At 63.4% G+C, this 5,720-nt stretch carries 7 protein-coding genes; 3 read left to right on the forward strand and 4 right to left on the reverse strand.

The genetic code is table 11. The features are described from left to right. From AC1ECN_RS38055 to AC1ECN_RS38065, 3 genes are all read left to right on the forward strand, one after another. Nucleotides 1-917 (forward strand): mandelate racemase/muconate lactonizing enzyme family protein (locus tag AC1ECN_RS38055; protein WP_477955975.1); only part of this gene is annotated, 917 nt, incomplete at its 5' end. A gap of 2 nt (nt 918-919) precedes the next feature. Then, complete coding sequence (locus AC1ECN_RS38060; RefSeq protein WP_085994742.1) at nt 920-1,612, forward strand: FadR/GntR family transcriptional regulator; 693 nt, start codon at nt 920-922, stop codon at nt 1,610-1,612. Nucleotides 1,613-1,633: 21 nt separating this feature from the next. Further along, nucleotides 1,634-2,608, forward strand: coding sequence for an NAD(P)-dependent oxidoreductase (locus tag AC1ECN_RS38065; protein ID WP_130726099.1), 975 nt, complete (start codon nt 1,634-1,636; stop codon nt 2,606-2,608). A 79-nt stretch (nt 2,609-2,687) separates the two neighbouring features. On the opposite strand, the gene AC1ECN_RS38070 is transcribed toward AC1ECN_RS38065, so the two are convergent. From AC1ECN_RS38070 to AC1ECN_RS38085, 4 genes are all read right to left on the reverse strand, one after another. Continuing rightward, nucleotides 2,688-3,764 carry an ABC transporter ATP-binding protein gene (locus tag AC1ECN_RS38070; protein ID WP_018072902.1) on the reverse strand — a complete coding sequence of 359 codons (1,077 nt, stop codon included), beginning with the start codon at nt 3,762-3,764 and terminating at the stop codon, nt 2,688-2,690. Beyond that, nucleotides 3,764-4,873 (reverse strand): ABC transporter ATP-binding protein, encoded by a 1,110-nt coding sequence (locus AC1ECN_RS38075; protein WP_018072903.1) that lies wholly within the window; start codon nt 4,871-4,873, stop codon nt 3,764-3,766. Before AC1ECN_RS38075 ends, AC1ECN_RS38070 begins: the two co-directional genes overlap by 1 nt. After that, nucleotides 4,870-5,073 (reverse strand): hypothetical protein, encoded by a 204-nt coding sequence (locus AC1ECN_RS38080; RefSeq protein ID WP_003549717.1) that lies wholly within the window; start codon nt 5,071-5,073, stop codon nt 4,870-4,872. Before AC1ECN_RS38080 ends, AC1ECN_RS38075 begins: the two co-directional genes overlap by 4 nt. Beyond that, the coding region (locus tag AC1ECN_RS38085) for a carbohydrate ABC transporter permease (RefSeq protein ID WP_477955978.1) at nt 5,070-5,720 on the reverse strand (651 nt) is incomplete at its 5' end. The genes AC1ECN_RS38085 and AC1ECN_RS38080, both read right to left, overlap by 4 nt.

Consider the following 5,720-nt stretch of genomic DNA (forward strand, 5'->3'; position numbering starts at 1 on the left):
CCATATGGGAGATGCTCTATAACGGCGTACGCCACGAGACGGCGGCGAGTTCCGGTCACGCCATGCCCGAGATCGCGCGGCGCGGCCTTTCCGTCGCGGCGATCAGCGCGGTCGACATAGMGCTCTGGGACATTCTCGGCAAGTCGCTCGGCGTCCCCGTCTGGAAGCTGCTGGGTGGGCGCAAGGCGGACAGGTTGCCCGCCTATGCCTCGGGCGGTTGGGAGAGCGTGGACCGGATCGGTGAACAGCTCCGGTCCTATGTCGCGGCCGGTGGTTTCAAGTCAGTCAAGATGCGCGTCGGTGCGATGGATCGTGCGCTGCATGTCTCGGCATCGCGCGTGCGGGCGGCTCGCAAGGCAATCGGCCCCGACGTCGACCTAATGGTCGATGCGCACGGCACCTATACTGTTGCGGAGGCAAAGCGCTTCATCCAGATGGTCGCCGATTGCGACCTCGCCTGGTTCGAGGAGCCGGTGATAGCGGATGACAAGCCGGGCATGGCGGAGGTGCGCGCGGCTGGGAACGTGCCGATCGCTGCGGGTGAGAGCGAGGCGACGCGTTTTGCCTTCCGAGATCTTGCCATGCTTCGGGCCGCCGACATATTCCAGCCGGATCCCGCCTTCTGCGGCGGCATTACGGAGGCGATGCGCATCAGTTCGCTCGCCAGCGCCTTCAACCTCCGTTTCGCGCCGCATCTTTGGGCCGGTGCGCCCTGCTTCTTCTCCGGCCTGCACTTGTGCGCCGCTTCCCCGGCAAGCTTCATCATCGAATATTCGCTCGGCGCCAATCCGATGATCCATGATCTTGTCGAGGACACTGTGTCGGTGAAAGACGGTATGGTAGAGATCCCGGACAGGCCTGGCCTGGGCTTCACGATCAATCAGCGGGTCCTGGAGACTCACGCGCAAAGACAGTGACGATGAAAGAAAACTCCCTCCTCTCCGATCTCGCGGCCCATCTTTTCTCGAACTCGAGCGGCAACGGCCGTACGCCTTCGGAGCGAGAGCTTGCGGAGCATTTCGGCGTCAGCCGGGGCCAAATCCGCGAGGCACTGGCCATTCTGGAGGCAATGCGCATCGTCGAGCGCCGAGCCAAGTCGGGAATCTATCTGACGACCACGGAGGCGAGCGTGGAGGCAATGGCGCTTTTTGCCCGCGCCGGCGTGCCGCTTGATCCTATCCTGATCTACGAGACTGTGGAGCTTCGCAAGATCCATGAGATCAAGGCCGCGGAGCTCGCCTGCGATCGGGCGACGGAGGAGAATTACCAGCACTTGCGCGATATCCTCGCTGCGTCGGAGGCGAAGCTTGCCGCCGGCGAGGGGCTGGCGCGCGAGGACCGGGACTTCCATTTGGAGATCGTCCGAGCCACCAAGAACAGCGTCTTCCATCGGGTGTGCAGCGTCTATTACGTCATGGGCGAGCACCGCCTGCCGATCTATTTTGCCGACGCCGCCCGCAGCCGGCGCTCGCATGAGGAACACATCCGCATCTACGAGGCGCTGCTTGCCCGAGACGGCAATCTGGCCCAGGCGCTGATGAGCGCGCATCTTCAAGGTGCGGAAAGCTATTGGAAGGGTCTCATCGGCGGTCCAGCGACGACAGCCGAATAGGCGCAACCGGCGGGAGGGCCGATGAGCTTCATCTTTTCCACACATCCCCTGCACCCTGCGGCCAAGTCCATGCTTGAGGCTGCGGGTGATCTGCGCGTCGCTTCCGCGCCCGATCCCGAAACATTGCTGCGAGAAGGCCGCGGCGCGGGCATCGTCATCGTACGCGCGCCGATCCCGCCGGCCTTCTTCGAGGATGCGCCGGCGCTTCGCGCTGCGATCCGCCATGGCGCCGGGCTCGACATGGTGCCGTTGGATGCGGCGACCCGTGCCGGCGTGCTTGTCGCCAACGTCCCGGGCGCCAATGCCTCGACTGTCGCCGAGCATGTCTTCCTCGTGACACTGGCCCTGCTACGGCGCTTTCGCGCGATGGACCGCGAACTGCGTCAGACCGGCTGGGCGGCGGGCCGCGCCCAATCGGACACGGCCGTCGACCTCGCCGGCCGCATCATCGGCATCGTCGGAATGGGCAATGTCGGCAAGGCGATCTTCCAGATCGCGAAGTTCGGTTTCGGCCTGGAGGTGGTCGCCACGAGCCGGTCGCCGGAAAGCGTGCCGGACGGCGCGCGTTTCCTGACGATCGATGAGCTTGTGGCGACGGCCGACATCGTGGTGCTCTGCTGCCCGCTGACGCCGGAGACGACCGGCTTGCTCAATGCCGGTCGCATCGGGCGCATGAAGCCCGCGGCCATTCTGGTCAACGTCTCGCGCGGCCCCGTGATCGACGATGCGGCGTTGATCGAGGCGCTGCGCGATGGTCGCATCGGCGGAGCCGCGCTCGACGTCTTCGCAACGCAGCCGCTACCGCTCGACCATCCCTATTTCGGCTTTGACAACGTCATCGTGACGCCGCATCTCGCTGGTCTGACGGAAGAGAGCATGATGCGCATGGGAACAGGCGCGGCGAGCGAAGCCCTGCGCGTCATCAAGGGCGACTTGCCCGTTAATTTGCGCAATCCTGAAGTGGTAGAACACTATCGCCGGCGCTTTCCCGCATAGCGCCTCGTCGCGACAACTCGAAACGCTCACTGCCCCTGCCGTGCCGCCGAGACCGCTGGCATCCTTCGGACCGATCAGGTCAGCCCGCGTGCCGCAGGCTTACACCGCTTCCGGCGTCAAACAGCACGACCTTTTCCGGATTCCACGAAAAGCGAACCTCATCTTCGATCCGAAGCGCCGTCTGTGTCGGCACGGTCGCGTGGATGAACTTCTCGCCGGTACGCAGCGTCACGATCTTTTCGACACCATGGTTTTCCACGTCGTGGACCCGTGCTTCGCCGGGCGCGCCGCTGTCGAGAAAAATGTCCTCGGGACGGATGCCGAAGGTGAGCGGGCGACCGTCTGTCGCGATCCCGTGTCCGTTGCCGAGGGGCAGCCGATAGCCCTCGCTGGCCACTGCCTCGCCGCCGGCAAGCGTGCCGGCGATCAGGTTCATCGGCGGCGAGCCGACCGCACGCGCGACGAAGGTGTTGACCGGGTTTCTGTAGATCTCCTGCGGCGTACCCGTCTGCACCAGTTGACCATTGTTCAGGACGCCGATCTTGTCGCCCATTGACATGGCCTCTATCTGGTCGTGAGTGACGAAGAGGAAGGTCGCGCCGAGGTTCATCTGCAGGTTTTTCAGCTCGGTGCGAAGTGCTTCGCGAAGCTTCGCGTCGAGCGCCGAAAGCGGTTCGTCCATCAAGAAGACCCGCGGTTTGCGCACGATGGCCCGGCCGATCGATACGCGCTGCATCTCGCCTCCCGACAGCCGGTCCGTCTTGCGGTCGAGCAGATGCTCGATGCGCAGAGTCTTCGCAACGCGGTCGACGCGCTCCTTGATTTCTCCGGGTTCAACGCGACGGATACGGGATTTCAATGGAAATTCCAGGTTCTCCCGCACCGTATAGCGCGGGTAAAGCGAATATTGCTGAAGCACCAGGGCCACGTCGCGCTCGGCGGCACCCCAGTCGGCGACGTCCTGCCCGTCGATGAAGATCTGGCCTGCGGTCGGCTTCTCGAGACCGGCGATCAGCCGCAGCGTCGTCGTCTTGCCGGCGCCGGTCTGCCCGAGCAGCACGAAGAACTCGCCGTCAGCAATGTCGATGTTCAGGTTTTTCAGCGCCGTGTGGCTGCCGAAGGTCTTGGTGATGCCCTTGAGTTCGATATGCGCCATCAGAGTCTGATCCCCAGCGACGACCCGGTCGCGGTGTTGAAGAAATGTGCCTGGGCGGGGTCGATGCGTGCCCAGACGGCTTCGCCGGGACCAGGCACGAAACCGCTCTTGGTGCGTGCCCTGATCATCTGGTGACCGACCTTCAGGTCCACGATGTCGTGCGAGCCCAGAGGCTCGATGATATGCGCTTCGACCGGCATGAAGCCCTCGCGGGCCTCCCGTGAAACAAGCACGCCCTCAGGCCGGACCCCGAGTGTCAGCTTGCCGTTCTCGGCCCTTGCGTCAGAGAGGCGGTTGGCCAGTGCAGCGGGGAACTCGAAGCCCGTTACCGCGTCGCCGACCTGCACGCTCGCATGGCCGCCCGTTTCGCTGATGGTCGCCGGCGCCATGTTCATGACCGGGCTTCCGACGAACTGGGCGACGAACGTGTTGGCGGGTTGCGCGTAAACCTCTTCCGGCGTGCCGATCTGCTGGAGGATGCCCTCGTGCATGATGACGATGCGGTCGGCGAGCGACATGGCCTCCACCTGGTCATGCGTCACGTAGATGGTGGTTGAACCCTGCTTGATATGCAGGCGCTTGATTTCCGCCCGCATCTCCTCGCGCAGCTTCGCGTCGAGCGCACCGATCGGCTCGTCCATCAGCATGGCCTTTGGGCGTCGCACGAGCGCGCGGCCGATCGCGACACGCTGCATGTCGCCGCCTGACAGCGCCGAAGGCTTGCGGGCCAGCAGACCGGTGATGCGCAGCACACCGGCGATCTCGCGGACCGACGCATCGACATCGGCACGGCTCATCCGGGTAGCGCGGAGCGGGAAGGCGATGTTCTCGTAGACCGTCATGTGCGGATAGAGCGAGAAGGATTGGAACACCATGGCGATGTCCCTGCCGGATGCCTTGATATGCTGCACCGGCTGCCCGTCGATCAGAATATCGCCTTCGTCGATGGTTTCCAGCCCCGCGACGGCGCGCAATGTCGTCGTCTTTCCGCAGCCCGATTGTCCAAGCAGCACGATGAATTCATTGTCGGCGATGGCGAGATTAAGGTCTTTGATGACCTGGACGGCACCGAAATATTTCTGAATCCCGCGAAGTTCGATCTGCGTCATGAATGGCTGCCTTCGTCTGGTTGCGCGTCCCGCGGGATTTTGGTCGTCACCATGAAGGCGATCAGTCCGACGAGCGTCATCGTCATGCCGTAGCGATGCAGAAACAGGTTCCAGGGCTGGCAGAGCGCGATGATGCCGAGGATCATCAGATACTGCGAGGCGGGTTCGAGATATTTCTGGTTCAAGGCGCGGAAGGTCATTTGCGGATCGCTCCGAAGCTCATGCCGCGCAGGAGATGGTTCCTGAGCAGGAAGGTGAAGATGGCGACCGGTAGCAGGAACAGGAATGTGCCGGCCGCAATGACCGTCCAATCCGGCAGGCCTGAGCCGACCTGGCTCGGAATGAAGGGTGGGGCCGTTTGCGCGCGCCGGTTCGTCATGATCAGCGCAAATGCATATTCGTTCCAGGCCGTGATGAAGCAGAAGACCGCGGTCGCGGCGATGCCGGTCGCCGCTTCCGGGATGACGATCTTGAAAAAGGCCTCCATCCGCGTGTAACCGTCGACGAGTGCGGCCTCCTCGTATTCCCTAGGGATCTCGTCGATGAACCCCTTCATCAGCCAAACGGAGAAGGAAAGGTTGAAGGCAGTGTAGAGGATGATGAGGCCCCAATGCGTGTCGTTGAGGCCGACGACGCGGTACATGAGGAACATCGGGATCGCCACGACGACGGGCGGCAGCATGCGCGTCGACAGGATGAAGAAGAGAAGGTCTGCCTCCCCCTTCACTTTGAAGCGCGAGAAGCCGTAGGCTGTGAAGGTTCCCATGCCGACGGCCAGCACCGTGGACGTGATGGCGACGATCAGCGAGTTCATAAAGCGGTTCGGATAGCCGGAGGGCTGCACCTC

Source organism: Rhizobium sp. 01N447_2, assembly GCF_056399245.1.

Bases quoted from the DNA above. Each gene is read 5' to 3' on its own strand.
- AC1ECN_RS38065 (WP_130726099.1), top strand. From the start codon at position 1,634: ATGAGCTTCATCTTTTCCACACATCCCCTGCACCCTGCGGCCAAGTCC.
- AC1ECN_RS38060 (WP_085994742.1), top strand. From the start codon at position 920: ATGAAAGAAAACTCCCTCCTCTCCGATCTCGCGGCCCATCTTTTCTCG.
- AC1ECN_RS38080 (WP_003549717.1), bottom strand. From the start codon at position 5,073: ATGACCTTCCGCGCCTTGAACCAGAAATATCTCGAACCCGCCTCGCAG.
- AC1ECN_RS38070 (WP_018072902.1), bottom strand. From the start codon at position 3,764: ATGGCGCATATCGAACTCAAGGGCATCACCAAGACCTTCGGCAGCCAC.
- AC1ECN_RS38075 (WP_018072903.1), bottom strand. From the start codon at position 4,873: ATGACGCAGATCGAACTTCGCGGGATTCAGAAATATTTCGGTGCCGTC.